General features: G+C 70.3%; 24 protein-coding genes. 17 read left to right on the forward strand and 7 right to left on the reverse strand.

Annotated elements, in window-relative coordinates; all coding sequences use genetic code 11:
- Positions 1 to 29 precede the first annotated feature (29 nt).
- A complete protein-coding gene (locus ACI7BZ_RS07490) occupies positions 30 to 905 on the reverse strand; it encodes a LysR substrate-binding domain-containing protein (RefSeq protein ID WP_414116527.1) in 876 nt (291 codons plus the stop codon).
- A gap of 101 nt (positions 906 to 1,006) precedes the next feature.
- Between ACI7BZ_RS07490 and ACI7BZ_RS07495 the strand changes: the two genes are divergently transcribed.
- Positions 1,007 to 1,414 carry a tautomerase family protein gene (locus ACI7BZ_RS07495; RefSeq protein ID WP_414116528.1) on the forward strand — a complete coding sequence of 136 codons (408 nt, stop codon included), beginning with the start codon at positions 1,007 to 1,009 and terminating at the stop codon, positions 1,412 to 1,414.
- Between the two features lie 90 nt (positions 1,415 to 1,504).
- Here ACI7BZ_RS07495 and ACI7BZ_RS07500 read toward each other — a convergent pair whose 3' ends face one another.
- Both ACI7BZ_RS07500 and ACI7BZ_RS07505 read right to left on the reverse strand, forming a co-directional pair.
- Complete coding sequence (locus ACI7BZ_RS07500; RefSeq protein WP_414116529.1) at positions 1,505 to 2,164, reverse strand: DsbA family protein; 660 nt, start codon at positions 2,162 to 2,164, stop codon at positions 1,505 to 1,507.
- A gap of 190 nt (positions 2,165 to 2,354) precedes the next feature.
- A complete protein-coding gene (locus ACI7BZ_RS07505) occupies positions 2,355 to 2,867 on the reverse strand; it encodes a DUF721 domain-containing protein (RefSeq protein WP_414116530.1) in 513 nt (170 codons plus the stop codon).
- A gap of 85 nt (positions 2,868 to 2,952) precedes the next feature.
- Here ACI7BZ_RS07505 and mutY point away from each other — a divergent pair, with 85 nt between their 5' ends.
- Positions 2,953 to 4,047, forward strand: coding sequence for an A/G-specific adenine glycosylase (gene mutY, locus ACI7BZ_RS07510; protein WP_414116531.1), 1,095 nt, complete (start codon positions 2,953 to 2,955; stop codon positions 4,045 to 4,047).
- Positions 4,048 to 4,055: 8 nt separating this feature from the next.
- Here the strand turns inward: mutY and ACI7BZ_RS07515 are convergent, their stop codons facing one another.
- Both ACI7BZ_RS07515 and ACI7BZ_RS07520 read right to left on the reverse strand, forming a co-directional pair.
- Positions 4,056 to 5,261: a site-specific DNA-methyltransferase gene (locus ACI7BZ_RS07515; protein WP_414116532.1), complete on the reverse strand. Its 1,206-nt coding sequence runs from the start codon at positions 5,259 to 5,261 to the stop codon at positions 4,056 to 4,058.
- A gap of 204 nt (positions 5,262 to 5,465) precedes the next feature.
- Positions 5,466 to 6,383, reverse strand: a complete 918-nt coding sequence (locus tag ACI7BZ_RS07520) for an NAD(P)-dependent oxidoreductase (RefSeq protein ID WP_414116533.1) — start codon at positions 6,381 to 6,383, stop codon at positions 5,466 to 5,468.
- A 103-nt stretch (positions 6,384 to 6,486) separates the two neighbouring features.
- On the opposite strand from ACI7BZ_RS07520, the gene ACI7BZ_RS07525 reads away from it, so the two are divergent.
- A complete protein-coding gene (locus ACI7BZ_RS07525) occupies positions 6,487 to 7,554 on the forward strand; it encodes a LacI family DNA-binding transcriptional regulator (protein WP_414116534.1) in 1,068 nt (355 codons plus the stop codon).
- Positions 7,551 to 8,354: a TrmH family RNA methyltransferase gene (locus ACI7BZ_RS07530; protein WP_414116535.1), complete on the forward strand. Its 804-nt coding sequence runs from the start codon at positions 7,551 to 7,553 to the stop codon at positions 8,352 to 8,354. Before ACI7BZ_RS07525 ends, ACI7BZ_RS07530 begins: the two co-directional genes overlap by 4 nt.
- Before the next feature lie 69 nt (positions 8,355 to 8,423).
- Here the strand turns inward: ACI7BZ_RS07530 and ACI7BZ_RS07535 are convergent, their stop codons facing one another.
- A complete protein-coding gene (locus tag ACI7BZ_RS07535; RefSeq protein ID WP_414116536.1) occupies positions 8,424 to 9,140 on the reverse strand; it encodes an MgtC/SapB family protein in 717 nt (238 codons plus the stop codon).
- 237 nt (positions 9,141 to 9,377) lie between these two features.
- Between ACI7BZ_RS07535 and ACI7BZ_RS07540 the strand changes: the two genes are divergently transcribed.
- The 10 genes from ACI7BZ_RS07540 (at position 9,378) to nadC (ending at position 18,971) form a co-directional block, all read left to right on the forward strand.
- Positions 9,378 to 9,548, forward strand: a complete 171-nt coding sequence (locus ACI7BZ_RS07540) for a hypothetical protein (protein ID WP_414116537.1) — start codon at positions 9,378 to 9,380, stop codon at positions 9,546 to 9,548.
- 77 nt (positions 9,549 to 9,625) lie between these two features.
- Positions 9,626 to 11,053 carry a 3-isopropylmalate dehydratase large subunit gene (gene leuC / locus ACI7BZ_RS07545; protein WP_414116538.1) on the forward strand — a complete coding sequence of 476 codons (1,428 nt, stop codon included), beginning with the start codon at positions 9,626 to 9,628 and terminating at the stop codon, positions 11,051 to 11,053.
- A gap of 584 nt (positions 11,054 to 11,637) precedes the next feature.
- Positions 11,638 to 12,084 (forward strand): metallopeptidase family protein, encoded by a 447-nt coding sequence (locus tag ACI7BZ_RS07550; protein WP_414116540.1) that lies wholly within the window; start codon positions 11,638 to 11,640, stop codon positions 12,082 to 12,084.
- A gap of 147 nt (positions 12,085 to 12,231) precedes the next feature.
- Positions 12,232 to 12,837: a 3-isopropylmalate dehydratase small subunit gene (gene leuD / locus ACI7BZ_RS07555; RefSeq protein ID WP_414116541.1), complete on the forward strand. Its 606-nt coding sequence runs from the start codon at positions 12,232 to 12,234 to the stop codon at positions 12,835 to 12,837.
- Positions 12,838 to 12,856: 19 nt separating this feature from the next.
- The gene (locus ACI7BZ_RS07560; protein WP_414116542.1) at positions 12,857 to 13,480 is read left to right on the forward strand and encodes a chemotaxis protein CheB; all 624 of its coding nucleotides are present in this window, start codon (positions 12,857 to 12,859) and stop codon (positions 13,478 to 13,480) included.
- On the forward strand, positions 13,477 to 14,499 hold the full coding sequence (locus ACI7BZ_RS07565) for a two-component system response regulator (protein ID WP_414116543.1): 1,023 nt from the start codon (positions 13,477 to 13,479) through the stop codon (positions 14,497 to 14,499). The genes ACI7BZ_RS07560 and ACI7BZ_RS07565 overlap by 4 nt, the downstream gene beginning before the upstream one ends.
- Before the next feature lie 85 nt (positions 14,500 to 14,584).
- Complete coding sequence (locus ACI7BZ_RS07570) at positions 14,585 to 15,514, forward strand: NUDIX hydrolase (protein ID WP_414116544.1); 930 nt, start codon at positions 14,585 to 14,587, stop codon at positions 15,512 to 15,514.
- A gap of 58 nt (positions 15,515 to 15,572) precedes the next feature.
- Positions 15,573 to 16,556 carry a quinolinate synthase NadA gene (gene nadA, locus ACI7BZ_RS07575; RefSeq protein WP_414116545.1) on the forward strand — a complete coding sequence of 328 codons (984 nt, stop codon included), beginning with the start codon at positions 15,573 to 15,575 and terminating at the stop codon, positions 16,554 to 16,556.
- Entirely contained in the window at positions 16,553 to 18,094 is a 1,542-nt protein-coding gene (locus ACI7BZ_RS07580; protein WP_414116546.1) for an L-aspartate oxidase, read from the forward strand. The genes nadA and ACI7BZ_RS07580 overlap by 4 nt, the downstream gene beginning before the upstream one ends.
- A gap of 10 nt (positions 18,095 to 18,104) precedes the next feature.
- Positions 18,105 to 18,971: a carboxylating nicotinate-nucleotide diphosphorylase gene (nadC, locus tag ACI7BZ_RS07585; RefSeq protein WP_414116547.1), complete on the forward strand. Its 867-nt coding sequence runs from the start codon at positions 18,105 to 18,107 to the stop codon at positions 18,969 to 18,971.
- A gap of 7 nt (positions 18,972 to 18,978) precedes the next feature.
- Here nadC and ACI7BZ_RS07590 read toward each other — a convergent pair whose 3' ends face one another.
- Positions 18,979 to 21,585, reverse strand: coding sequence for a ligase-associated DNA damage response DEXH box helicase (locus tag ACI7BZ_RS07590; protein ID WP_414116548.1), 2,607 nt, complete (start codon positions 21,583 to 21,585; stop codon positions 18,979 to 18,981).
- A 119-nt stretch (positions 21,586 to 21,704) separates the two neighbouring features.
- Between ACI7BZ_RS07590 and ftsW the strand changes: the two genes are divergently transcribed.
- The 3 genes from ftsW to murC all read left to right on the forward strand — a co-directional run bounded on the left by ftsW (position 21,705) and on the right by murC (position 25,546).
- Entirely contained in the window at positions 21,705 to 22,913 is a 1,209-nt protein-coding gene (gene ftsW / locus ACI7BZ_RS07595; protein WP_414116549.1) for a putative lipid II flippase FtsW, read from the forward strand.
- A gap of 90 nt (positions 22,914 to 23,003) precedes the next feature.
- Positions 23,004 to 24,137 carry an undecaprenyldiphospho-muramoylpentapeptide beta-N-acetylglucosaminyltransferase gene (gene murG / locus ACI7BZ_RS07600; protein WP_414116550.1) on the forward strand — a complete coding sequence of 378 codons (1,134 nt, stop codon included), beginning with the start codon at positions 23,004 to 23,006 and terminating at the stop codon, positions 24,135 to 24,137.
- The gene (murC, locus tag ACI7BZ_RS07605) at positions 24,134 to 25,546 is read left to right on the forward strand and encodes a UDP-N-acetylmuramate--L-alanine ligase (RefSeq protein WP_414116551.1); all 1,413 of its coding nucleotides are present in this window, start codon (positions 24,134 to 24,136) and stop codon (positions 25,544 to 25,546) included. Before murG ends, murC begins: the two co-directional genes overlap by 4 nt.
- Positions 25,547 to 25,649 lie beyond the last annotated feature (103 nt).

A 25,649-nucleotide genomic window follows, 5' to 3' on the forward strand; every position in this document is an offset into this window, starting at 1 on the left:
CGGCCCCTGTGCCGGCGCCCCGCGCGGGGTCACGCCACCGCATAGAGCGGGTGTTCGCGGCGCAACTCCTCCACCAGGATCTCCTCGGCCTTCTGCAGGGCCGGGGGGCGGGCGCCGGGGCGGCCGTAGAGCACGAATTCCAGGTCCGGCAAGCCGGCGCTTTCGAGGTCGGCCACCACGGCAAGGTCGGGCCGCAGCGCCCGCGGCGAGCGCACGGTGACGCCGATGCCCGCGCCCACCGCCGCCATGAGCCCCGGCAGGCTGGGGCTGGTGAAGGCGATGCGATAGGCCCGGCCCGCAAGGTTGAGAGCGGACATGGCCGCGGTGCTGCACACGCAGGGATTTTCGAACAGCACCAGCGGCACCGGCGCATCCCGGTCGAGGCGCAGCTGGCGCGCGGCGATCCAGACCATGGATTCGCGCAACAGCAGGGTGGCCGGCAGATCGGTGTCGGCACGGAAGCCCACCGCAAGGTCGAGATCTTCCGCCCGCAGCTTGTCCAGCATGGTCACGGTGCTGCAGATGCGCACGGTGATGGGTGCCTGCGGGAAGCTGGCCGCGAAGCGGTAGAGGATGCGCTGCATCACCGGCTCGCCCACGTCCTGCACGAAGCCGAGGCGGAGCGGCTGGACGAAGGCGCCGTGCACGTGCTGCGTCAGCACCTGGTCGTTGAGGTCCAGGAGGCGGCGGGCATCCTCCAGGAAGGCGCCGCCGCGCACGGTGGGCGCCACGCCCCGGCCGCGGCGCTCCAGCACCGCAAAGCCGAGGGCTTCCGCCAGGCGGTCCATCTGCAGGCTCACGGCAGACTGGCTGCGCCCCACCTTGCGCGCCGCCGCGGAAATAGAGCCGAGATCGGCCACCGCGGCGAAGCTGCGCAGAAGGTCGAGGTCGAGATTGCGGATCATTTTATGAGATTAGCAAATTTCTGGAATTTTAGAATTCAAATTTTCTCATGAAATTTCGCGGCGTAAGGTCCCTCCCGTCACCCATGAAACGGGAGGTTGTCATGCCCCTTCTCGATGTGAAATTGTCCGGGGCGCCCGATGCGGCGCTGGCCGAAACCGTCGCCGCCACCCTCAGCGAACTCACCGCCCGCATCCTGCGCAAGGACCCGAAGGTGACCGCGGTGGCGGTGTCCTTCATTCCCGCCGCGCAATGGTTCGTGGGCGGCACCGCGCTGGCGTCCGGGGCGCGCGCGTCCTTCTCCCTCGATATCCAGGTGGTGGATGGCACCAACACCAAGGACGAGAAGGCCGCCTATCTGGAGGCGGTGTTCAGCGCCATGAGCGGGCTGCTGCCGAACCTCGACCCGGAGAGCTACATCCTGGTGCGGGAGGTGAAGGCCGATGCCTATGGCTATGGCGGGCGCACCCAGGAAAGCCGCTATGTGGAGCGCAAGCTGAAGGCGGCCTGACCATGGCGGCCATGCGCAGGGCAGGGCGAAAAGCGGAAAAGCAAGACGAGGGGACCGCCGGGCCCCCTCATCCGCGGATCATTTGTCCGATCACTTGCCGGCGAGCAGCGGCTCCAGCTCCTTGTCCCATTCGGCGATGCCGAGGGCGCCCGAGAGCTTCTTGCCGTTGATGAAGAAGGACGGCGTTGCGTTCACGCCCAGCTCCTTGTTGGCGTAGAGCGCGCTTTCCTGCACCTTCTCGGCCAGCGCCTTGTCGGTGAGGCACTTTTCGAAATCGGCCTGGCTCATGCCCGCCTGCTTGGCCACCGCCAGCAGCCCGGCGGCCGGATCGTTGCTGTAGGCCCAGGTCTTCTGCGTCTCGAACAGGGTCGAGACCATGGGGAAATACTTGTCGTCGGGCATGCAGCGCGCGAGCATGAAGGCGGCGGTGGCCACCGGCTCGAACGGGAATTCCCGGAAGATGAATCGCACCTTGCCCGTGTCGATGTATTTCTTCTTCAGCTCGGGGAAGGTGGTGGTGTGGAAGGTGGCGCAGTGGCTGCACGTCATGGAGGCGTATTCCACCACCGTGACGGGCGCCGTCGCGCTGCCGACGGAGCGCTCCGGCAGCGGGCTTGCGGCCGGTGCCATCAGCTTGGCCTGCTCCACGCTCTGCGCGGCAGCCGGCGCGGACATGAAGGGCATTCCCAGCCCGGCGGCGAGGGCGACACAGGCTGCTCCGGCCAGGAAGCGGCGGCGATCGAGAATCATGTCCGTCTCCGAAAGGTCCGGCGGACCGCGCGCGGGCGTCTGCCTGTTGCGCCGCATTGCCGGAACCGTTGAACATCCGATGCGGTGAGGCGTGCGAGAATCCGCGGCGCACGCTCTCTCGCCGCGGCAATCCATGGCGCTCTAACATGTCGTCGGCATGGCGGCAAACCAAGGCCGCATCACAGTCCGGTCAGGTGCGCCCCGGCCCCCGCTCGCGCCGCACCAGCGCGCCGAGCCGGGCCAGGGAGGCGGCGAGGGCCTCGTCCTCGAACCCGCCGATCTCGGCCCGGATGCGGGCGATGCTGGCGTCGTCCGGCGGCGGGGATACCGGCGGGCGGGCATGGCGCTGCGGCACCGGCCCCTGCCGCAGGGCGAGGCGGCCGACGCAGCGCCAGCCGAAATAGGAATTCACCCGCTCCACCACCACCGGCGCCGCATATTGCAGCTCGATGGCATAGGCCCCCTCCACCCGCACCACCAGGGTGGCGGCGGCGCCGTCCTCCCGCGGCCATTGCAGCCGGAGGGGCTGCGAACGCGGCGCCAGGTCCGGCCCGACGATTTCGTCCCAATGGGTCACCACCTCCACCACCGAGAAGCCGGCCTTGCCGCACAGGTCGGCAATGCCCGGCGCGACAAAATCGGCGAGGGGGCGGGGGCCGGCGGGGCGGCCGCGGGACCTGAGGGGACGCGGATTGCTGCTCACGGTCGGGTCGGCCTCAGGACGGGACGCTGGGGAGAGGCGGGGCGGGCATCTTGTCCTTGTGCGCGTGTGCAGCCACCTTGGCCGCATGACATCCTCTCCCGCCCAACGGCCGGCCGCAAGGGGCGCCCATGCGGGCGCGCCGGCCGGCGCCCGGAGCGCCGCGCTCCTCGCCTGGTACGACGCCCATCGCCGCCACCTGCCCTGGCGGGCGCCGCCCGGCCGGCGCGCCGACCCCTATCATGTGTTCCTGTCGGAGATCATGCTCCAGCAGACCACGGTGAAGGCGGTGGGCCCCTATTTCGCGGCCTTTCTCGCCCGCTGGCCCACGGTGGCGCAGCTTGCGGCGGCGCCGCTGGAAGAGGTGCTCTCGGCCTGGGCGGGGCTCGGCTATTATGCCCGCGCGCGTAATCTCCACGCCTGCGCCCTGGCGGTGGTGGCGCGTCATGGCGGGCGGTTCCCGGACGAGGAGGCGGCGCTTTTGGACCTGCCCGGCATCGGCCCCTATACGGCGGCGGCCATTGCCGCCATCGCCTTCGACCGCAAGGCGAGCCCGGTGGACGGCAACATCGAGCGCGTCGTCGCCCGCCTGCATGCGGTGGACGCGCCGCTGCCGAAGGCGAAGCCGGCCATCAAGGCGCTTGCCGCGGCCCTCACGCCGGAGCGGCGCCCGGGGGATTTCGCCCAGGCCATGATGGATCTGGGCGCCACCATCTGCACCCCCAGGTCTCCCGCCTGCGCCCTGTGTCCGTGGATGGAGCCGTGCGTGGCGCGCGCGCAGGGCGATCCGGCGCGCTACCCGGTGAAGGCGCCGAAGGCGGAGAAGCCGCACCGGGCGGGGGTGGCCTTCCTCGCGGTGCGGGCGGATGGGGCGGTGCTGCTGCGCACCCGGCCGGACAAGGGGCTGCTGGCGAAGATGACGGAGGTTCCCTCCACCCCCTGGGGCCCGCCCCCCTCGGCGCCCGAGGCGCATGCGCCGCTCAAGGCCCGCTGGCGCCGCCTGCCGGGGGCGGTGGAGCATGTGTTCACCCATTTTGCGCTGACGCTGGAGGTGCTGCGCGCCGATCTGGCGCAGGCGACCCCGGCGCCGGAGGGGCACCGCTGGGTGCTGCCCGGGCGCTTCGACGCGGAGGCGCTGCCTTCGGTCATGCGCAAGGTGCTGGCGCACGGCCGGGCGCAATAGGGACGGACCTATTCGGCCGCTATGCCCATCTCGGCGCGCAGGCGGGCACGCAGGGTGTCGATGGGGTGGCGGCGGCCTTCTTCTTCCACGTGCCAGAAGGTCCAGCCGTTGCAGGCCTCCGCCCCCTGGGCGAGGGCGCCGACGCGGTGGATGGAGCCCACATTCTGTCCGCCCGCAAGGGCGATGGTGCCATCCGCCCGCACCACGGCGCGGAAGCGGCCCTTGGCGTCGGTCAGCTCGACGCCGGGGGAGACGAGGCCGCGTTCCACCAGCGCGGAGAAGGCCACCCGCGGCGCCTCGCGGGCGCTGGGCGGAGCAATGAGCGCGGCTTCCGGCAGCGGCTCCACGGCGTCGATGCGGGCACGGGCGGCTTGCGCATAGGCCTCTTCCCGCTCGATGCCGATGAAGGAGCGGCGCAGGCGCTTGGCCACCGCACCCGTCGTGCCGGAGCCGAAGAAGGGGTCGAGCACCACATCTCCGGGCTTGGTCGCCGACAGCAGGATGCGGGCGATGAGCGCCTCGGGCTTCTGGGTGGGGTGCAGCTTGCGCCCGGCGGCGTCCTTCAGCCGCTCCTGACCGGTGCACAGGGGGAACAGCCAGTCCGAGCGCATCTGCACGTCTTCGTTGCCGGCCTTCAGCGCCTCGTAATTGAAGGTGTATTTGGCCTGCGGGCTGCGCGCGGCCCAGATCAGCGTCTCGTGCGCATTGGTGAAGCGCCGGCCGCGGAAATTGGGCATGGGGTTGGCCTTGCGCCAGATGATGTCGTTGAGGATCCAGAAGCCCAGATCCTGCATCATGGCGCCGACGCGGAAGATGTTGTGGTAGGAGCCGATGACGAACAGCGTGCCGTTGGGCTTCAGCGCCTGGCGCGCGGCCAAAAGCCAGGCCCGGGTGAAGGCATCATAGGCGGCAAAGCTCTCGAACTGATCCCAGGCGTCGTCCACCGCATCCACGCGGCTTTCGTCCGGCCGCTTCAGCTCGCCGCCCAGCTGGAGGTTGTAGGGCGGATCGGCGAACACGAGATCGGCGCAGCCGGCGGGTAAGGCCGCCATGGCGCGGATGCTGTCGCCACAGATCACCTGATCGAGGGGAATGGCCGCGGGCACCTCCCGCCGGCCGGAAATCGCCGCCAAGGGGGCGGGCTGGGAACACTGCGGACGTTCGCCGAACCGGCTCACCGCCCGCCCCGCCGCCCCCTTGGCCACACTACGCATGACGCAACCCTACGCAACGCTTACGCATGAGACGCAGAATGGCGGCAAGGGGTTAAGGGCGGGTGAAGGGGGCGGGCGGAGAAGGTCGGCCTGGGCGGCCGGCAAAGGCTGACGGATTTGATTTCTTCCGCGTCCGGCCCGTCAGTCTGCCATCAGCTCTTAAAGATGCCGCTCACCCGCCGGATGGCGGGTTGCGCCGTGCCATCACTCCGCCGCCTTGCGCTCCGCCACCGTGGCCACCCCGTTCATCTGCGCCACCACGTCGGTCACCTGCGGCACGTTCTTGCCGCCGTTGCCCAGCCCTTCAGCGGCGGCATAAAGGTTCTTCACCGTGGCGCTGAGGAAGGCCGCGGCCCCGGTGTTGGTGGCGAGGTTGGTGACGTAGCGCATGTCCTTGTGGGCATTGGCGATGGTGAAGCGGTGGGCGTTCACGTTGCCGTCCAGCACATAGCCCATGAAGGTCTGGTAGAAGCCGCAATCCATGCGCGAGCCGCGGATGACGCTGTCGAACACCTGCGGCGTCACCCCCACCTTGGCCGCCAGGGCCAGCGCCTCGGCATAGATGGCGCCGTAGCCCAGGGACAGGAAGTTGTTGAGCAGCTTCATGGTGTGCCCCGCCCCCGGCGCCCCCACCCGCACGATGCGGCTGGCAAAGGCGGCGATGGCCGGCTCGATCACCGCGAAGGCGGCATCCTCGGCACCCACCATGGCCGACAGCGCCCCTTCCTCCGCCTGCACCGGCGTGCCGCCCAGCGGCGCATCGCAGAAGGCGATGCCGCGCGCCGCCAGCTCCGCCGCCAGCGCCATGGTCAGGGTCGGCTCGGAGGTGGAGGTATCGACGATGTGCAGCCCCGCCTTCGCCGCCGAAAGGATGCCGGAAGGACCGCGCAGCACCTCTTCCACCTGCGGCGCCCCGGTGACGCACAGGAAGATGATGTCGCATTGGGCCGCCAGCTGCGCCGGTGTCGTCGCCTCACTGGCCCCGCGGGCGAGCAGATCCTCCACCGGGCCGCGGTTCCGGTGGCCCAGGACCATCAGCGGGAAGCCCTTGGCAAGGATGCACTTCGCCATGCCGTGCCCCATCAGCCCCACCCCGATGAAGCCCACACGCGCCTTGGTCATGACCGTCCTCCAGGAATCAATGTCATTGGTTGTATTCGCTAAATCGTTTAGCATGAAGAAAAGGACGGCGCGAGGCGCGACAGATCCGTTTATAGGGATGCCCATGGACGAGACGACCCCCGCCCAGCCCGCAGCGCCTCTCGGCAAGGTGACGCTCCAGGGCCTTGCCCGCGAGCTCGGGCTTTCCACGGCGACCATATCGCTGGCCCTGCGCGACAGCCCCATGGTGGCCGAGGCCACCCGGCTGAAGGTGCAGGAGGCGGCGCGCGCCCGCGGCTATGTGGCCAACCGCGGCGCCGCGGCCCTGCGCACCGCGCGCACCAACATCGTGGCCCTCGGGCTGCACGACATCGTCAACCCCTCCTTCACCGAGCTGCTCGCAGCGGTTGAGGACGCGCTTTCCGATGCCGGCAAGACCGTGCTCCTCGGTGTGAGCCAGGAGGATGTGGAGCGCCAGACGCGGACCCTCGGCACCCTTGCCGAATACCGCCCCGACGCCTTCCTCGTCTCTCCGGCCGCGCACACCACGGTGGACGACCTGAAGGCGCTGGCCTCCACCGGCATTGCCGTGGTGCAGGTGACGCGCGAGATCGAGGGCTCCGGCTTCGACTTCGCCGGCTCCGACGATACCGCCGGCGTGGCGCTGGGGGTTGCCCATCTGGTGGGCCTCGGCCACCGCCGCATCGGCATGATCGGTGGCTATGATGCCATCTCCACCGGCCGCAAGCGCCACGCCGGCTATCGCAGCGGGCTGGCTGCGGCGGGCATTGCCTACGATCCCGCGCTGGTGATGGAGGGGCCCGGCCTGCGGGAGGAGGGGCGCCACGCCATGGCCCGCCTGCTGGCGCTGGAGGAGCCGCCCACCGCCGCCGTGTGCTTCAACGACCTGTCCGCCTTCGGCGCGCTCATGGGCCTGCAGGCGGCCGGGCTGACCGCGGGCGTGGACTTCTCGCTGGTGGGCTATGACGACATCGCCGAAGCCCGGCTCTGGCATCCGGCGCTCACCACGGTGCACACCTTCATTCCCGAATATGGCCGGGCCGCCGCCGACCTCGCCCTGAAGCGCATCGCCGACCCCGCCCGGCCGGTGGAGCGGGTGGAGATGGCGCCGGAACTGGTGGTGCGGGCCTCCACCGCCCCGCCCGTGCCGGTGAAGCGCCGGCCCCTATGATCGTGCCCGTCGCCGGTGCCGACGATCCTCGGATCGCGGACTATCGCGCCGTGCGCGAACGCGACCTCGTGGGCCGCGACGGCCGCTTCATGGCGGAAGGGGAGGTGGTGCTCCGCCTGCTGGCGGGGCGCCTCGGCCCGGGGGGCCATCGCCTGGTCTCCGTGCTGCTCTCGCAGGCCCAGGCCGGGCGGCTGGCGGACGTGATCGCGGCGCTGCCGCCGGATGTGCCGGTCCATGTGGCGGAGCAGGCGGTGATGGACCAACTGGTGGGCTTTCCCATCCATCGCGGCATCCTGGCGCTGGGCGAGGCGCGCCCCCTGCCGGACGCCGGGGCGCTCCTGGACACGCTGGGGCCGCGGGCGCTGGTGGTGGCGGCGCTGGGCCTGACCAACCACGACAATATGGGCGGCATCTTCCGCAATGCCGCCGCCTTCGGCGCCGATGCGGTGCTGCTGGATGCGGCGTCGTGCGATCCGCTCTATCGCAAGGCCATCCGCGTCTCGGTCGGGGCGAGCCTGGTGGTGCCCTTCGCCCGGGTGCCCCATGGGCGGGCGATGCTGGAGCTGCTGGCGGGGCGTGGCTTCGAGGTGGTGGCGCTTTCCCCCGCCGGCCGCGAGGTGCTGGCGCGGCTGGCGCGGCCGGAGCGGGTCGCCGCATTGTTCGGCACCGAGGGGCCGGGCCTGCCCGGGGAGGTGCTGCAGGCGGTGCGCACGGTGGCCATTCCCATGGCGGGGGGCTTCGACAGCCTCAACGTGGCCACCACCAGCGGCATCGTGCTGCACCATCTGGCCCAGGGATAGGGGGACCGATCGGGGCGACCGGCGGGGTGCCGGACGCGCGTCCCGCCCCGCCTGGCCGGGTGCCGCGGCCTATTCCTCGGTCGTGCTTTCCCAGGTGGCGTGGCGCACGCCCGGCAGGGCGGCGAGCCGCTCGACCACCGCATCGAGCTCCTTCGGCTCCACTGCCGTGCTCACCAGCTTGGCCACAAGGGTGCTCGTGGCGCCGGAGCCGGGGCCGTCCTCCACGTCGCCCACCGGGTATTTCGCCGCTTCCAACTCGTCGATCAGCAGGTCGCGCAGGTCGGCGAGGGCGGCGGTATCCACCGTCAGGCGCACCTCGTAGCTCACCTCGGAGGTGCGCGCGTCCAGCGGCGCGCGGTCGATGGCGCTGGCGATGGGGCGAAGCAGGGTGTTGCCGACGATGATGATGAAGGTGATGAGCACGCCCTCCGCCAGCATGTCCGCGCCGGTGCAGGAGCCCACCGCCGCCGAGCACCACAGCGTTGCCGCCGTGTTCAGCCCGCGCACGTTGAGCCCCTCCTTCATGATGACGCCGGCCCCCAGGAAGCCGACGCCGGTGACCACGTTCGCCACCACGCGCATGGCGTCGGTGGGGCCGCCGATGCGCGAGGCAAGGTCGGTGAAGGCGGCCGCCCCGACGGCGACAAGAACATTGGTGCGCAGCCCGGCGGTGCGCTGGCGATATTGCCGCTCGGCGCCGATGAGCGCGCCCAGCACGAAGGCGGCGGAGAGGCTCAGCACCGAATCCAGGAAGGAAATCGCATCGAAGGTCGCGATGAACTGCACGCCGGTCCCCTGCCATGCCCGAGATCCGCCCTTCCTCGCCTTCCGCGCGCTTCAAGGCAAGGGGGAAGGGCGGGTCGGGCGAAAGCCGCGCGTTCTCTATCCTTAAGTGAGAGGGCGATTGACCGATCAAATTGATTCAATTTGATCGGATCGCGCGCTAGGCGCCCGCGCACATGTGAAACGGCCATGTGGCCGCGGATGATTGTCGCGCCTTCATGGAACTGCTAAAAACCGCCCATGCCTTATGCGTGCGCGCCCTTTCCGATCCTGAGCCGGGTGGCCTTCTGTGCCGCCGGGCCGTTCGCGCGCACCACGATGGAGTTCGCGGCGGTGCCCGATCACGTGCGCCTGCCCGGGCGCTTCTTCGGCCGCTTCACCACTGCGGCATCGGCCCAGCTCCGCGGCTGACGCGCCCCCACCGGACCCCTTTCGAGACACCGGCCCGGCCGCCCCTGCGCGCCGGCACTTCCTCAGGACAGGACATCATGAACGCACCCACGGGCGGTCCCCGCACCCTCTACGACAAGATCTTCGACGACCACGTGGTGGACCGCCAGGAGGACGGCACCTGCCTCCTCTATATCGACCGCCACCTGGTGCATGAGGTGACGAGCCCCCAGGCCTTCGAGGGCCTGCGCATGACCGGCCGCACCGTGCGCGCCCCGCAGAAGACGCTGGCGGTGGTGGACCACAATGTTCCCACCACCGATCGCACCCTGCCCAACCCGGACCCGGAGAGCGTGGCGCAGATCGCGGCGCTGGCGGAGAACACGCGGGAATTCGGCGTCGAATATTATGACGGCTTCGACAAGCGGCAGGGCATCGTCCATGTGGTGGGGCCCGAGCAGGGCTTCACTTTGCCCGGCACCACCATTGTCTGCGGCGACAGCCACACCTCCACCCATGGCGCCTTCGGCGCGCTCGCCCATGGCATCGGCACGTCCGAGGTGGAGCATGTGCTCGCCACTCAGACGCTGATCCAGAAGAAAGCGAAGAACATGCGCGTCACCGTCTCCGGGCCGCTGCCCGAGGGCGTCGGCGCCAAGGACGTGGTGCTCGCCATCATCGGCACCATCGGCACCGCCGGCGGCACTGGCTACGTCATCGAATATGCGGGCGAGGGCATCACCTCCCTCTCCATGGAAGGGCGGATGACGGTCTGCAACATGTCCATCGAGGGCGGGGCCCGCGCCGGCATGGTGGCGCCGGACGAGAAGGCGTTCGCCTATCTGAAGGACCGGCCCAAGGCGCCGAAGGGCGCGGCCTGGGACGAGGCGGTGCGGTTCTGGCAGACCCTGCGTTCCGACGAGGGGGCGCACTTCGACAGCGAGATCCATCTCGACGGCGCCAACCTGCCGCCCATCGTCTCCTGGGGCACGAGCCCGGAGGATGTGGTGTCGATCGAAGGCGTGGTGCCCGACCCGGCGCTGATTGCCGACGAGGTGAAGCGCGGCGCCAAGGTCCGCGCCCTGGCCTATATGGGCCTTGCCGCCGGAACCCGGATCACCGACATCACCCTCGACCGGGTGTTCATCGGCTCGTGCACCAACGGGCGCATCGAGGATCTGCGGCAGGCGGCGGCCATCGTCGCCGGGCACACGGTCAACCCCAATGTGTCCGCCATGGTGGTGCCCGGCTCCGGCCTGGTGAAGGAGCAGGCGGAGGCGGAAGGGCTGGACAAGATCTTCCGCGCGGCGGGCTTTGAATGGCGCGAGCCGGGCTGCTCCATGTGCCTGGCCATGAATGCCGATCGCCTGGCGCCGGAGGAGCGCTGCGCCTCCACCTCGAACCGCAATTTCGAGGGGCGCCAGGGCTTCAAGGGCCGCACCCATCTCGTATCGCCCATCATGGCGGCGGCGGCGGCCATCGCCGGCCGGTTCGTGGATGTGCGCGACTGGCCGGCGCGGGCCTGACGGGCGGTGAGGGGCGGCACGAAAAGGCCGCCCGTCACGGGGCGGCCGCAGGTGCCGGAGGCCGGAGTGTGAACGTCATGCAAGGCCGCGCCGCTTCCGGTGCCGCCTTGCCTTCGCACGTGCGAACGAGCAAATCGACCTGTTGCACAATGGAAACGGGCCAGTCCAAAGGTGCTCCGCTTCCTTCACAATCGCGTGATCGACGGGCGCGCAAAACGCGCGTCGATCATCCCTCAGGTCAGAACACCACGCCCATGATCATCCCCACGGTCGCGGCATTCGCTTCGTGCGGGGCGAAAAACGCAGCAATTCCAAGTATCGTCACCAGCGCGCCGGTGACCGCAAGCTTCCGCGTCATGGCCACTCTCCCAAATCGTCGTCTGCAGGGTTAACGATGCAGGCCGATTAACTGTTCCTTAACCAAGTCCTTCTGAACCCCACTTGATGCTTGTGTTCACCAATCATTAAGGAAAGTCACGGCTGCGTGACGACTTCCGCCGCCGGGGGACGCCGGCATCCATTCCGTCGCCCGCGTGTGTTGCGACGCAGCATGGGGCGGGCCGCCAATCCAGGGGGAATTGCGCATGGGCGAAGGCCGTTCGTCACATCCGGGGACGCCCCGCAGGAGTTCCTGGCACGATGTCGAGGCGCCGGGCATCGCCGAGTTCGAGCAGCTGGCGCGGGAGGCCTACGAGCGCCTGCCGCGCAGCTTCCGCGACCTGTGCCGGGACCTCCTGATCCGCATCGAGGACTTTCCCACCGACGAGGTGCTCGACGCCATGGATGCGGAAGGACCGTTCGACCTTCTGGGCCTGTTCCAGGGCATCGGCCACGCGCAGGGCGGGGCGGTGCCGCAGACCGGGCAGATGCCCAACATGGTCTTTCTCTACCGCCGGCCCATCCTGGATTACTGGGCCGAGAACGAGGAAACCCTCGGCGACGTGGTGACCCACGTGCTGGTCCACGAGATCGGCCACCATTTCGGCCTGTCCGACGCGGACATGGACGATATCGAGGACCGGGCGGATTGAGCGCGCTGGGCGGCTGCGCCCGCCGGTTCCCGGTTGGGAACTGGGCAAGTTGTGGCGCGCCTGTTATGGAAGGGTAACGGACGTATGCCGCGGCTCCGGCCGCCAGCGTCCCACGGCTCACAAGATGACCGAAGGCCGAAGGGTTCCATGGAGAAGTTCACTGTTCTCGAAGGCGTTGCGGCGCCCATGAAGCTGGTCAATGTCGATACCGACATGATCATCCCCAAGCAGTATCTGAAGACCATCAAGCGCACCGGCCTCGGCACCGGCCTGTTCTCCGAAATGCGCTACAAGGACGACGGCTCGGAGAACCCGGACTTCGTCCTGAACCAGAGCGCCTATCGCAACGCGCGCATCCTGGTGGCCGGCGACAATTTCGGCTGCGGCTCGTCGCGCGAGCATGCGCCCTGGGCGCTGCTGGACTTCGGCATCCGCTGCGTCATCTCGACCTCGTTTGCCGACATTTTCTACAACAACTGCTTCAAGAACGGCATCCTGCCGGTGGTCGTCTCCCAGGAGGACCTCGACAAGCTGTTCGACGACGCCGAGCGCGGCGCCAATGCCACCCTGACGGTGGACCTCGGCGCCCAGGAGATCCGCGGCCCCGACGGCGGTGTGGTGCGCTTCGAGATCGACCCCTTCCGCAAGCGCTGCCTGATGGAGGGGCTGGACGACATCGGCCTCACCCTGGAAAAGGCGGCCTCCATCGCCACCTACGAAACCGCAAAGGGGGTCGAGCGCCCCTGGCTGTGATCCCGGCTGTCGGCTCGCCATGACGCCGCGCTCCGCCACTGCCGAAACGCGCCGCGCCGCGGCCGCCCTGTGCGGACCTGCGCGGCGCGCGGTGGTGATCGGCGCGTCGGCCGGCGGCCCCAGCGCCCTGCAGCGGCTGCTGCCCGACCTCGACCCGGACCTCGATGCCGCGGTGGTGGTGGTGGTGCACCTGGGGCCGGACGGGCCGGACCTCCTGCCCTCGATCCTGGATGCATCCTCCGCCCTGCCCGTGGTGCTTGCGGAGGAGCGCCGGCCGGTCGTCTCCGGTCTGGTGCAGGTCGCGCCGAGCGGCTACCACCTTCTGGTTGACCGTGAGTGGCATTTTAACCTCACAACCGACGAGAGGGTGTGCTACTCGCGTCCCTCCATCGACGTGCTGTTCAAGAGTGCAGGTGAAGCGTATCAGGATCTGGTGGCAGGGGTCGTGCTCACCGGCGCCAGCAGCGACGGGGCGGACGGACTGAGGCGGATCCGGGAACTGGGAGGCGTTGCGCTGATTCAGGAGCCAGCCGAAGCCGAGGTGGACACCATGCCGCGCGCCGCCCTGGAGCGCGCCGGCGCGGATTTCTGCGGCCCCCTGGCGTTGATTGCCGCGCGCATCAACAGGTACGGACGGCGATGACGACGGAGGATCTCCCGAAAATCCTCGTGGTGGACGACGTGAAGGCGAATCTCGCCAGCATGCGCCGCCTGCTGACTCCGGTGCGGGCCGAAATCTTCGAGGCGCGCTCGGGCAACGAGGCGCTGGCCCTGTGCCTCGACCACCGCTTCGCTCTGATCCTGCTGGACGTGCAGATGCCGGACATGGACGGCTTCGAGGTGGCCTCGCTGCTCAACAACGATCCCAATACCTGCGATGTGCCCATCGTCTTCGTCACCGCAGCCTATCTGGACGATATCAACCGCCTGAAGGGCTATACGTTCGGCGCTGTGGACTACATCGCCAAGCCGATCAACGATGCGGTGCTGCTTTCCAAGGTCACGGTCTTTCTCGACCTGCACATCTCCAAGTTGCGCCTCAAGGTGGCGCTGGAGGAGCTGGAGAAGCGCAATCGCCAGCTGGAGGTGGAGATCGAGGAGCGGCGGCGGGTGGAAAAGCAGGTCCGCCACATGGCCACCCACGACGCCCTGACCGGGCTCGGCAACCGCATTCTCTTCGTGGAATATCTCTCGCGCGTGCGCTCGCACGCGGAACGGCACGGCAAGTCGTTCGCGCTGCTCTATATCGACATCGACGGATTCAAGCAGGTCAACGACAAGCACGGCCACGGCATGGGCGACAAGCTGCTGTGCGCCATCGCCCAGCGGCTGCGGGCCAACCTGCGCCATGAGGATTTCGCCGTGCGCCTGTCCGGCGACGAGTTCGCCGTCATCATGGTGGAACTGGCGGATGCCGACGTGGCCCTGCAGCAGGGCGAGCGGCTGTGCGCCACCCTGCGGGAGCCCTATGTCCTCTCCCATGGGTCGCGCAATGCGACGGTCTCGGTCGGTGCCAGCATCGGCGTCGCGATCTATCCCGACCATGGGACGGAGGAGGCCGAGCTCATCCGGCTGGCCGATACCGCCATGTACCAGGTGAAGCAGCAGGGCAAGGACGGGGTGCGGCTCGCCTCGCCGCGCCTGCTCATCCCCGGCAGCTGAGGCCGGCTGCCGCGCTTTCATCGCGTCGCGTCGTCGTGCTATCGGGGAGCGTGCCGGCATCCCCGGCTGTCCTTCCGGGAGCTTCATGACGGGCCTCCAGCGCTCCAGTCGATCCGTTGCGGTGGACCTTATCGCGGTGCTCGCGGCGGTCACGGCCGGCGAGCCGCGCGTCATGACGGTGCAGCAGGGCGGCGCCCTGCCGTCCGGGCCGTTCGAGCTGGCCCATCGCTCGCTCCAGCACGGCCTGCGGGCCTGGGTGGAGGCGCAGACCCACCATCCCCTCGGCTATCTGGAGCAGCTCTATACCTTCGCCGACAAGGACCGGGGGGGAGCCGAAAGCGGCCCGCGCACCATCTCCATCAGCTATCTGGGGCTCACCCGCGAGGAGGGCGCCACCGAAGCGGGCTGGCACGGCTGGTACCTTTACTTCCCCTGGGAGGATCACCGCGCGGGCCCGCCCCCGGTGGTGGCCCGCACCCTTGCCCCGGCCCTCGAAGCCTGGGCCGGGGAGGGGCTGAGCGCGGCGGAGCGGGCGCGGCGGCGCCAGCGGGCGGCCGTCACCTTCGGGCTCGGCGGGGAGGCCTGGAACGAGGAGCTGACGCTGCAGCGCTACGAGCTCCTCTACGAGGCCGGCATCGTTGCCGAGCGGCTGCGGCGGGAGGGGCGGGACGATGCAGGGGGCGCCGGCCGGCCGATGATCGCGGACCACCGCCGCATCCTCGCCACCGCCATCGCCCGGCTGCGGGCCAAGATCAAGTATCGGCCCGTCGTGTTCGAGCTGATGCCGCCCACCTTCACCCTGCTCCAGCTGCAGCGCTGCGTGGAGGCCATCGCCGGACGCACCCTGCACAAGCAGAATTTTCGCCGCCTCATGGAACAGCAGGAACTGGTGGAGGAAGCCGGCGGCGCCACCACGGAAACCCTTGGCCGGCCGGCAAAACTCTTCCGCTTCCGCCATGCGGTGCTGGAGGAGCGCGCCCTTTCGGGAACCAAGCTGCCCCTCGCCCGCTCTTGACAGAACTTATGCTCAGGATAAGCATATGGCCGACATATGCTCAAACTGAGTATAGACAATGGTCGCAGCCGCTGAAACCCTCGCCCGCACCGCCCCCCTCTATGAGCGGGTGCGCCGTGTCGTTCCGCCCGCCGACTGGGCCTTCTTCGCCGACGATGCCGAGGCCATCCTGCGCCTGAAGCGCGAGCGCAACGCGGTGATCCTGGCGCACAATTACCAGACGCCGGAGATTTTCCACTGCGTGGCCGACATCGTTGGCGACAGCCTGGCGCTGGCCCGCGAGGCCATGCGGGTGGATGCCGATGTCATCGTGCTGGCCGGGGTCTACTTCATGGCCGAGACGGCGAAGCTGCTCAACCCGGGCAAGACCGTCCTCATTCCCGATGCGGGCGCCGGCTGCTCCCTGGCGGATTCCATCACGCCGCAGGATGTGCGGCTCATGCGCGCCGCCCATCCCGGCCTGCCAGTCATCGCTTATGTGAACACCTCGGCGGCGGTGAAGGCGGAGGTGGACGTGTGCTGCACCTCGGGCAATGCTGCGCGGGTGGTGAAGTCCTTCGGCGTGCCCAAGGTCATCATGCTGCCGGACCAGTATCTGGCCAAGAACGTGGCGGCCGAGACCGGGGTGGAGATCATCTCCTGGGCCGGCCAGTGCGAGGTGCACGAGCGCTTCACCGCCGCCGACGTGCGCGAGCTGCGCGAAGCCAATCCCGGCGTGACCGTGCTGGTGCACCCCGAATGCCCGCCGGAGGTGGTGGCCGAAGCCGACTTCGCCGGTTCCACCGCCGCCATGAGCGATTATGTGGGCCGCCGCCGCCCGCCCCGGGTGGTGCTGCTCACCGAATGCTCCATGAGCGACAATGTGGCCGTGCATTACCCGGACATCGACTTCGTGCGGCCGTGCAACCTGTGCCCGCACATGAAGAAGATCACCCTGGCCAACATCCGCGCGGCGCTGGAGCAGAACCGCCATGAAGTGACCATCGCGGATGCCGTGGCGGCCCGTGCCCGCGGCTCGGTGGAACGGATGCTGGCGCTGTGACCGCCCTTGAGCAACTGGCGGGGCGTCCCGTCGTCGTCGGCGGCGGCATCGCCGGGCTCACCGCCGCCCTGTTCCTGGCGCCCGAACCGGTGGTGCTGGTGACGCGGGCGCCGCTCGGAACCGACGGCTCCAGCCCGCTGGCCCAGGGCGGCATGGCGGCGAGCGTGGGGGCGGACGACGATGCCGACCTCCATCTCGCCGACACGCTGGCGGCGGGGGATGGCCTGTGCGATCCGCAGGTGGCCCGCCGCATCCTCGCCGCCGGGCCCGAGGCGGTGGCGGAGCTGGAGCGCCTCGGCGTCGCCTTCGACCGGGCGGCCGACGGCGGCCTGATGCTGGGCCTGGAAGCCGCCCACAGCCGGCGCCGCATCGTCCATGCGGATGGCGACGCCACCGGCCGCGCGCTGGTGCGCGCGCTTTCGGCGGCGGCAGCGGCCTGCCCGTCCATCACCGTGGTGGAGGCGGAGGCGCGGCGCATCCTGATAGACGACGGCGGCGTGGCGGGGGTGATGATCGCCGGTGCCGCCGGCGGCGCCATCCTGCCCACGCGGCGCCTGGTGCTGGCCACCGGCGGCATCGGCGCGCTCTATGAGCACACCACCAATCCCGCCGCCTCCTTCGGCATCGGCCTGGCGCTGGCGGCTGAGGCGGGGGCGGAGCTTTCCGACCTCGAATTCGTGCAGTTCCACCCCACGGCGCTGGCGACGCCCGCGCGGCCGCTGGCGCTGATTTCGGAAGCGGTGCGCGGGGAGGGGGCGATCCTGGTGGACGGCGCCGGCCGCCGCTTCCTCGCCGGCGTGCCCGGGGCGGAGCTGGCCCCCCGCGACGTGGTGGCTCGCGCGGTCTGGCGCGAGCTTTCCGCCGGGCGCGAGGTGTATCTGGATGCCCGCGTGAGCCTCGGGGCGCGCTTCTCGGCGCGCTTCCCCTCGGTGGCGGCCGGCTGTCTGGCCGCCGGCATCGACCCCGCCACCGATCTCGTACCCATCCGGCCGGCCGCGCATTATCACATGGGGGGCATCGCCGTGGATGGGGACGGGCGCAGCACCGTTCCCGGCCTGTGGGCCTGCGGCGAGGTGGCGGCCACCGGGCTGCACGGCGCCAACCGGCTCGCCAGCAATTCCCTGCTGGAGGCGGTGGTGTGCGGCCGGGAGGTGGCGCGCAGCATCGCCGGAACCCGCGCCGGCCCGCCCGCCCGCCGCGCACCGGCGGTGATGCCGCCGCAGCCGGACGCGGCTGCCGTGCGGCCCATCGTCTCCCGCCTCATCGGCGTCACCCGCGATGCGGCAGGGCTGGCGGCGGCGGTCTGCGCTCTGCTGCCGCTGGCCGAAGCCGGCGGAGCCGCGCGCGCGCCGGCCCTGGTGGGCCTGATGATGGCGGTGGCGGCCCACGCCCGCACCGAGAGCCGCGGCGCCCATGCCCGCACGGACCATCCCGCCCCGGCCGCGGTGGCGCGGCGCTCGCGCTCCACCCTCGACACGACACTGGCCGCCGCCCGGCGCATCGCCGCGCCCGGCCCCGCCCGCGCCGCCTTCAACTGACGGAGCCCCCATGGCATTCGATGCACCGGTTCACGCCCCGCTGCCGGACCTGATGGTGGAGCCCATCATCCGGGCGGCCCTGCTGGAGGACCTCGGCCGCGCCGGCGACATCACCACCGAGGCGCTGGTTCCGGCCGACCACCGCAGCCGCCTCGTGCTCGCGGCCCGCCAGGCGGGCGTGGCGGCGGGGCTGGATTGCGCCCGCATCGCCTTCGGCCTGCTGTCGCCGGACGTACGCTTCACCCGTCGTGTGGCGGATGGGCAGGCGGTGGCGCCGGGTACCGTGCTGGCGCAGGTGGAGGGGCCTTCCCGCGCGCTGCTGACCGGCGAGCGCACCGGGCTCAACCTCGCCTGCCGCCTCTCCGGCATCGCCACCGCGACCGCCGGGCTGGTGCAGGCGGTGGCCGGCCACAAGGCGCAGATCGTCTGCACCCGCAAGACCACGCCGGGGCTCAGGGCGCTGGAGAAGTACGCGGTGCGGGCCGGCGGCGGCGCCAACCACCGCTTCGGCCTCGATGATGCGGTGCTGGTGAAGGACAATCACGTGGCCATCGCCGGCTCGGTGGCCGAGGCGGTGAAGCGGGTGCGCGAGCGCGCCGGCCATATGGTGAAGATCGAGGTGGAGGTGGATACCCTCGCCCAGCTGGAGGAGCTTTTGCCCCTCGGCGCGGATGCCGTGCTGCTGGACAACATGTCGCCGCCGATGCTGGCGGAGGCGGTAAAGATGGTGGGCGGGCGCATGCTCACCGAGGCGTCGGGCCGGGTCAGCCGGGAAACGGCGCCGGCCATCGCGGCGTCGGGGGTGGATCTCATCTCCGTCGGCTGGCTCACCCACAGCGCGCCCATCCTCGATATCGGGCTGGACTGGGCGGGATAGGGGCGCCTTAACCCATGGCGGTGCGCACCAGCTCTTCCGCCACCTCCGCCAACAGCGCGTCGCTGGCCTCGCCGCCGACGCTCTCCTGCCCGATCTCCAGCAGCACCGGCACCGCCAGCGGCGAAACGCGGTCCAGCGGCTGGTGGACGATGCGGCCGCGGATGCGCGCCAGCATCTCGCCCAGCCGCTTCACGTCGAGCAGGCCGCTCGCCGCGTCCGCCCGTGCGGCCCGCAGCAGCAGGTGGTCGCTCTGGTGCCGGCGCAGCACGTCATAGATGAGGTCGGTGGAGACGGTGACCTGCCGCGAGGTCTTCTCCTTGCCGGGAAAGCGCCGCTCGATGAGCCCGGCGATGATCGCGCAATGGCGGAACGTGCGCTTCATGAGGGCGCTCTCGGCCAGCCAGGCCTCCAGATCGTCCCCCAGCATGTCCTCGTCGAACAGGTCGGCGAGGGATAGCCGCCCCTGCCGGACCGCAAGGCCCATGTCGCCGGCGGCATAGACCGCAAGGGCATAATCATTGGCGACGAAACCCAGGGGCTTCAGCCGCGCCCGCTCCAGCCGCCGGGTCAGGAGCATGCCCAGCGTCTGGTGGGCAAGCCGGCCCTCGAACGGGTAGGTGACCAGATAGTGCCGCCCCGACTGCTCGAAGCTCTCCACCAGGAGATCGTCGCGTCCCGGCAGGCGGGAGCGCAGGCGCTGCAGTTCCAGCCATTCGCGCACCTGCGCCGGCAGCGCCGCCCAGCGCTCGGGTGAGGCCAGGAGGGCGCGCACCCCGGCGGCGAGGAAGGTGGAGAGGGGGAATTTTCCGCCGGCATAGGCCGGCACCCGCGGTTCCTTGGCGGTGGTGCGGGAGACATAGACCTCGTCCTCCACCAGCGCCTCGTAGCGCAGGATCTCGCCGGCGAACACGAAGGTGTCGCCCGGTACCATGGTCTCGACGAAATATTCCTCCACCTCCCCCAGCGTCCGCCCGCCGAAGCGCACGCGCCCCGCCACTCCCGTGCGCGGCGCGCCGCGGGCGGAGACGAGGCGCACCTTGAGCATGGAGGCTTCCACGATGGTGCCGACATTGAGCCGGTAGGCCTGCGCCACCATGGGGTTGGCCACCCGCCACAGGCCCTCTCTGGTGCGGCGGATCCGGGCATAGCGCTCATAGGCGCGCAGCGCGTAGCCGCCGGTGGCCACGAAGTCCACCGCCGCATCGAACTCCGCCCGGGGCAGGGCGCGGTAGGGAGCGGCGGAGCGCACTTCCCGGAACAGCGCGTCCGCATCGAAGGGGGCAGCGCAGGCCATGCCGAGGATATGCTGGGCCAGCACGTCCAGGGCGCCCTGCCGTTCCGGCGGGGTATCCTGCGCCCCCGCCTTCACCGCCTCCAGCGCCGCGCGGCATTCCAGCACCTCGAACCGGTTGGCGGGCACCAGCACGGCGCGGGAGGGCTCGTCGAGCCGGTGGTTGGCGCGGCCGATGCGTTGCATGAGCCGCGAGGCGCCCTTGGGCGCCCCCACATTGACCACCAGGTCCACGTCGCCCCAGTCGATGCCGAGGTCCAGGGACGAGGTGGCCACCACAGCCTTCAGCTTCCCCGCCGCCATGGCCGCTTCCACCCTGCGCCGCTGCTCCACGGCCAGCGAGCCGTGATGCAGGGCGATGGGCAGGTCGAGGTCGTTGATGCGCCACAGCTCCTGGAAGATGAACTCGGCCTGCCGGCGGGTGTTGACGAAGATAAGGGACAGCCGGTTCGCCGCCAGCAGCCCGTAGATGTCGCGCACGGCGTGGAGCGCCATGTGGCTGGCCCAGGGCATGGGGGCGGCGGTTTCCATCATGCGCACGTCGGGCGGGGCGCCGCCCTGCGCCATCACCAGCTCCGCGAGGTCGCCGGCCTCGTCCTGCGGCACCAGGTAGCGGCGCAGGTCGTCGGGGGCCGCCACGGTCGCGGACAGGCCGACGCATTGCAGGCCGGGCGCGATGGCTCGCAGCCGCGCCAGCGCCAGCGCCAGCAGGTCGCCGCGCTTGGAGGTGACGAGGGCGTGCAACTCGTCCAGCACCACGCGCCTGAGGCCGGAAAAGAGGTGCTCGGCATCCTTCGAGGCCAGAAGCAGGGAGATCTGCTCGGGGGTGGTGAGCAGGATGTCCGGCGGGTCGCGGCGCTGCCGCTGGCGCCGGGCGGCGGGGGTGTCGCCGGTGCGGGTCTCCACCCGGATGGGAAGGCCCATCTCGGCGATGGGTGTTTCCAGATTGCGGGCAATGTCCACCGCCAGCGCCTTCAGCGGGGAGATATAGAGCGTGTGCAGCGGCGAGGCCTGGCGTTCCGCCTGCCAGCGGGCGAAGGCGCGGGCGGGCCCGCTGGCGTCGGCAGCCGGGGGAATGAGGAGGGGCGGGGCGGGGTGTTCCGGCCACTTCGCCCGCCCGCCGGCGAGTTCCAGCAATGTGGGCAGGAAGCCGGCCAGGGTCTTGCCGGCGCCGGTGGGGGCGATGAGCAGCGCCGAGCGCCCGGCCTGGGCGGCTGCAAGCAGGTGGAGCTGGTGCGCCCGCGGCGTCCATCCCCGCGCGCGGAACCAGCTCTCGAACGGTTCGGGGAGGGCATCCGCCCCCTTGCGCTTCGCCTTGGCCACCGCCCCAAGATAGGCAGCGGCGGGCGATTGTGCGATGGGTGGGCTTGGCGGTCTTAATCGCCCGTCAACCCTCCCGGACGCATGGTGCGGGCCATGTCTCGTCCCGGAGTTGCCCGCCCATGATGTCGCGCGCCGACCGCACCGTCCTCAGCGAATGGTGGTGGACGGTGGACCGCGCCCTGCTCGCTGCCCTGGTGGGGCTGATGGTGATCGGCATCATCCTGTGCCTCGCCGCCAGCCCGGCCGTGGCCGCCCGCCTGAACATCGCGGACCCGTTCCATTTCGTGAACCGGCAGGTGCTGTTCCTGGTGCCCGCCGTCGTGGTCATGGTGGCCACCTCCTTCCTGTCGCCGCGCGCCATCCGCCGCATAGCGGTGGTGGTGTTCGCGGTCTTCTTCGTGCTGCTGCTGGCCACATTGGTGGCGGGGCCGGAGGTGAAGGGCGCGCGGCGCTGGCTCACCCTTGCCGGCATTACCGTGCAGCCGTCCGAATTCATCAAGCCGGCCTTCGTCATCCTCGCGGCCTGGCTGTTCGCCGAGAGCACCCGGCGGCCGGAGATGCCGGCGCAGCTGTTCGCCTTCGCCCTGCTGGCGAGCGTGCTCGGGCCGCTGGTGAAGCAGCCGGACTTCGGCCAGAGCCTGCTCATCTGCCTGGTGTGGGCCTCGCTCTTCTTCCTCGCCGGCCTCCGCTGGATCTGGATGGTGGGGCTGGTGGGCGTCGGCGCCGGCGGCGGCTTCATCGCCTACATGACCGTGTCCCACGTGCAGAAGCGCATCAACCGCTTCCTCAATCCCGATTCGGGCGACACCTACCAGATCGACGCGGCGCTCAATTCCTTCCGCAATGGCGGCTGGTTCGGCCAGGGGCCGGGCGAAGGCACCATGAAGCGGATGCTGCCCGACGGGCATACGGACTTCGTGTTCGCCGTGGCGGGGGAGGAGTTCGGCATCATCTTGTGCCTCATCATCCTTGCGCTGTTCGCCTTCATCATCCTGCGCGCGCTGTCGCGTGCCACCCGGGAGAGCGACCCCTTCACCCGCTTCGCCATCACCGGCCTGGCGCTGCTGTTCGGGCTGCAGGCGGCCATCAACATGGCGGTGAACGTGCATATCGCCCCGGCCAAGGGCATGACGCTGCCGTTCATTTCCTATGGCGGCTCCTCGCTCATCTCCATCGCCTTCGGCATGGGCATGCTGCTGGCCCTGTCGCGCAAGCGGCCGGGTGCGGCGGCGCTGGCGGCGCTCACCGACACGCGGCCGGCCGCCGAGCCGCTGGCGCGCCCGCGCGTTGTCGCGCCGCCTTCGGATGCGCTGGCCGGCCCGGCCTGATCCCGTCCCCGGAAAGGCCGCATTGGCAGGGCAGCAAGGCCGCGCCCGCACAAGGCTGCCGAACCGGCAATTCCCGCGCGGCCATCGAGGGTGGAAGTGACCAAGCTCGTTCTCCTCGCCGCCGGCGGCACCGGCGGCCATCTGTTTCCGGCCGAGGCCCTCGCCGGCGCCCTCACCGCGCGCGGGGTCAGCGTGGACCTTGCCACCGATGCCCGGGCCGCGCGCTATGCCGGCCACTTTCCCGCCCGTGAACTGCACGTGCTGCCGGCCGATACGGTGCGCGGCCGCTCGCCGGTGGCGCTGGCCCGCACCGGCTTGGCGCTGGCCACCGGCCTCGTGTCCTCCCTCGCCCTGCTGCGCCGGCTGAAGCCGGCGGTGGTGGTGGGGTTCGGCGGCTACCCCACCGTGCCGCCGCTGCTGGCGGCCTCCCTGCTGGGGGTGCCGTGCCTGATCCATGAGGCGAACGGGGTGATGGGCCGGGCGAACCGCATGCTGGCGCGGCGAGTGTCGGCCATCGCCACCGGCTTTCCGGGCCTGGTGAAGGGCGATCCCGCCCTTGCGCCCAAGGCGGTGTGGACCGGCAATCCCCTGCGCCCGGCGGTGATCGCCGCCGCAGCGGCGCCTTATGACCCGCCCGTTCCCGGCGGCGCCCTGCATCTTCTGGTGTTCGGCGGCAGCCAGGGGGCAAGGGTGATGTCGGACGTGGTGCCGCAGGCGGTGGAGCGGCTCGGCGCCGACCTGCGGGCGCGCCTGGTGGTGACCCAGCAGGCCCGCGAGGAGGACCTGGAGCGGGTCACCGCCACCTATGCCCGGCTCGGGGTGCAGGCCCACGTGGCCGCCTTCTTCGACGACCTGCCGGCGCGCATGGCCAGGGCCCATCTCGTCATTGCGCGCTCGGGCGCGGGAACCGTGGCGGAGCTGGCGGCCATGGGCCGGCCCTCCATCCTGGTGCCGCTGCCCCACGCCCTCGACCAGGACCAGGCCGCCAACGCCCGCACCCTTGCCGATGTGGGCGCGGCCCTGGTGCTGCGGCAGGTGGAGTTCGATCCCGATCGGCTCGCCCTGGAACTCAACACTTTTGCCGGCGAGCCCGCGTCATTGACGCGGATGGCCGACAAGGCCAGAAGCCAGAGCGTGCTCGACGCCGCCGGGCGGCTGGCCGATCTGGTCCAGCACCTTTCGGCAGGCGAAACGGTGGAAACCTTCAGGGGAAGCAAGGCATGAAGCTGCCGTCCGGTCTCGGCTCCATCCATTTCGTCGGCATCGGCGGCATCGGCATGAGCGGCATTGCCGAGGTGCTGCACAATCTCGGCTACGAGGTGCAGGGCTCGGACGTGGCGGAGAGCGCCAACGTGAAGCGCCTGCGCGACCGCGGCATCACGGTGGTGGTGGGTCACCAGGCCTCGAATGTGGACGATGCCGACGTGCTGGTGGTGTCCTCCGCCATCAAGCGCGACAATCCCGAGCTGGTCGCCGCCCGCGCCCGCCGCCTGCCGGTGGTGCGCCGGGCCGAGATGCTGGCCGAGCTGATGCGGCTGAAGAGCTGCGTGTCCATTGCCGGCACCCACGGCAAGACCACCACCACGTCGCTGGTGGCGGCGCTGCTGGATGCGGGGGCGTTCGACCCCACCGTCATCAATGGCGGCATCATCAATGCCTATGGCACCAATGCCCGCCTCGGCGAGGGCAACTGGATGGTGGTGGAGGCGGACGAGAGCGACGGCACCTTCCTGAAGCTGCCGACGGAAGTGGCCATCGTCACCAATATCGACCCCGAGCACCTCGACCACTTCAAGACCTTCGACAAGGTTCAGGAGGCCTTCAAGACCTTCGTGGAGAATGTGCCCTTCTACGGCTTCGCGGTCATGTGCATTGACCATCCGGTGGTGCAGGCCCTGGTGGGCCGCATCGAGGACCGGCGCGTCATCACCTATGGCGAGAACCCGCAGGCGGACGTGCGGCTGGTGGACGTGGACCTGAAGGGCGGCATCACCAAGTTCGGTGTGGTGTTCCGCAACCGGGCGGGGGAGACCGTGCACGAAATCCGCGGCCTCAAGCTGCCCATGCCCGGCAAGCACAATGCGCTGAATGCCACCGCCGCCATCGCCGTGGCCCATGAACTGAAGGTGCCGGACGCGAAGATCATCGAGGCCATTTCCCAGTTCGGCGGCGTGAAGCGGCGCTTCACCCGCACGGGCGAGTGGAATGGCGTCGCCGTGTTCGACGATTACGGCCATCATCCGGTGGAGATCGCCGCCGTGCTCAAGGCGGCGCGGGCGGCCAGCGAGGGGCAGGTGATCGCGGTGGTGCAGCCGCACCGCTATACCCGCCTTGCGTCCCTGTTCGACGATTTCTGCACCTGCTTCAACGATGCCGACCATGTGGTGGTGGCGCCGGTCTACACGGCGGGGGAAGCGCCTATCGAGGGGGCGGACCGGGACCATCTGGTCCGCGGCCTCATCGCCCACGGTCACCGCTCGGTGACGGCGCTGGAGGGGCCGGAGCAGCTGGCGGGCGTGGTGGCCGGGCTGGCCAAGCCGGGGGATTATGTGATCTGCCTCGGCGCCGGCTCCATCTCGGGCTGGGCCTATGCCCTGCCGGGGGAACTTCAGGCGCTCAAGCCGGCGGCGTGAGGCAGGAGCCGGAGCGGCCTTTTCAACAAGGGTCAGTCACGGCCGTCATGCTCCGGCTTGACCGGAGCATTCATCTCGCGGCTGGACACGGTGCCCCGGCCCG

Origin of the sequence: Xanthobacter sp. AM11, from assembly GCF_047444035.1 — a bacterium.
GTDB lineage: Bacteria > Pseudomonadota > Alphaproteobacteria > Rhizobiales > Xanthobacteraceae > Xanthobacter.

What these genes read in the sequence shown, in the direction of transcription:
- ACI7BZ_RS07490 (WP_414116527.1), bottom strand. Translation starts at nt 905, where the DNA reads ATGATCCGCAATCTCGACCTCGACCTTCTGCGCAGCTTCGCCGCGGTG.
- ACI7BZ_RS07495 (WP_414116528.1), top strand. Translation starts at nt 1,007, where the DNA reads ATGCCCCTTCTCGATGTGAAATTGTCCGGGGCGCCCGATGCGGCGCTG.
- ACI7BZ_RS07500 (WP_414116529.1), bottom strand. Translation starts at nt 2,164, where the DNA reads ATGATTCTCGATCGCCGCCGCTTCCTGGCCGGAGCAGCCTGTGTCGCC.
- mutY (WP_414116531.1), top strand. Translation starts at nt 2,953, where the DNA reads ATGACATCCTCTCCCGCCCAACGGCCGGCCGCAAGGGGCGCCCATGCG.
- ACI7BZ_RS07515 (WP_414116532.1), bottom strand. Translation starts at nt 5,261, where the DNA reads ATGCGTAGTGTGGCCAAGGGGGCGGCGGGGCGGGCGGTGAGCCGGTTC.
- ACI7BZ_RS07520 (WP_414116533.1), bottom strand. Translation starts at nt 6,383, where the DNA reads ATGACCAAGGCGCGTGTGGGCTTCATCGGGGTGGGGCTGATGGGGCAC.
- ACI7BZ_RS07525 (WP_414116534.1), top strand. Translation starts at nt 6,487, where the DNA reads ATGGACGAGACGACCCCCGCCCAGCCCGCAGCGCCTCTCGGCAAGGTG.
- ACI7BZ_RS07530 (WP_414116535.1), top strand. Translation starts at nt 7,551, where the DNA reads ATGATCGTGCCCGTCGCCGGTGCCGACGATCCTCGGATCGCGGACTAT.
- ACI7BZ_RS07540 (WP_414116537.1), top strand. Translation starts at nt 9,378, where the DNA reads ATGCCTTATGCGTGCGCGCCCTTTCCGATCCTGAGCCGGGTGGCCTTC.
- leuC (WP_414116538.1), top strand. Translation starts at nt 9,626, where the DNA reads ATGAACGCACCCACGGGCGGTCCCCGCACCCTCTACGACAAGATCTTC.
- ACI7BZ_RS07550 (WP_414116540.1), top strand. Translation starts at nt 11,638, where the DNA reads ATGGGCGAAGGCCGTTCGTCACATCCGGGGACGCCCCGCAGGAGTTCC.
- leuD (WP_414116541.1), top strand. Translation starts at nt 12,232, where the DNA reads ATGGAGAAGTTCACTGTTCTCGAAGGCGTTGCGGCGCCCATGAAGCTG.
- ACI7BZ_RS07560 (WP_414116542.1), top strand. Translation starts at nt 12,857, where the DNA reads ATGACGCCGCGCTCCGCCACTGCCGAAACGCGCCGCGCCGCGGCCGCC.
- ACI7BZ_RS07565 (WP_414116543.1), top strand. Translation starts at nt 13,477, where the DNA reads ATGACGACGGAGGATCTCCCGAAAATCCTCGTGGTGGACGACGTGAAG.
- ACI7BZ_RS07570 (WP_414116544.1), top strand. Translation starts at nt 14,585, where the DNA reads ATGACGGGCCTCCAGCGCTCCAGTCGATCCGTTGCGGTGGACCTTATC.
- nadA (WP_414116545.1), top strand. Translation starts at nt 15,573, where the DNA reads ATGGTCGCAGCCGCTGAAACCCTCGCCCGCACCGCCCCCCTCTATGAG.
- nadC (WP_414116547.1), top strand. Translation starts at nt 18,105, where the DNA reads ATGGCATTCGATGCACCGGTTCACGCCCCGCTGCCGGACCTGATGGTG.
- ftsW (WP_414116549.1), top strand. Translation starts at nt 21,705, where the DNA reads ATGATGTCGCGCGCCGACCGCACCGTCCTCAGCGAATGGTGGTGGACG.
- murC (WP_414116551.1), top strand. Translation starts at nt 24,134, where the DNA reads ATGAAGCTGCCGTCCGGTCTCGGCTCCATCCATTTCGTCGGCATCGGC.